The sequence below is a fragment of the Bartonella sp. AC130YNZD genome (assembly GCF_042196865.1).
GTDB lineage: Bacteria > Pseudomonadota > Alphaproteobacteria > Rhizobiales > Rhizobiaceae > Bartonella.
Map to the genome: position 1 here is coordinate 1 of NZ_JBHIQZ010000173.1, position 601 is coordinate 601.

A 601-nucleotide genomic window follows, 5' to 3' on the forward strand; every position below is an offset into this window, starting at 1 on the left:
CTTATAGGTTTTGAAGGTGTAAAAACCGTCAAAACCCCCTCAAAACGTATATTATTAGTTGAATTTATAGATTGCATTATCAATAGAGGTTGTTTTTTTAAGATATGTAAAATCTTAACACATTGAAAAATAATGTTTTTATTTTTTATCGTTTTTTTATCTAAAAGGGGCAACCCTCAAAACTCAAAACCCCGTCAAAACCTATAGAGGTTGTGTTTTGGATATCTTTGACACAAGGTTAAAAGGACTCTTTATGTTTCTTCTTTAAAAAATGATAAAACAAAAACCCTCAAAGATAATTCGTAAACCCTCTGTTGGTACGATAAGATCTTTGAAGGTTTTAAGAATAACAAAAGATTACAATGACTTCATTGTTTTATGCTGTTGTTTTTAACGAAAGGATTCCATTCATAGCGTATGGTAGGTCGACCGCTTTGAGAGCTATTTTCCACTGATATTTGACGAATATGATTGGAACGACATAAGAGCTCTAAAGCTTGCTTAACGGCTCTATTATCTGTTAAACCGATCCAACTTCTTTGATGAATATCACGTAAAGTAAAGACATCGGGTAAATGATCACAGCGCTCGACAATCAATT

At 32.4% G+C, this 601-nt stretch carries 1 pseudogene; it reads right to left on the minus strand.

Annotated elements, in window-relative coordinates:
• Positions 1–368: 368 nt before the first annotated feature.
• Positions 369–601: pseudogene (locus ACFINU_RS10340) on the minus strand (hypothetical protein); the annotation flags it as partial.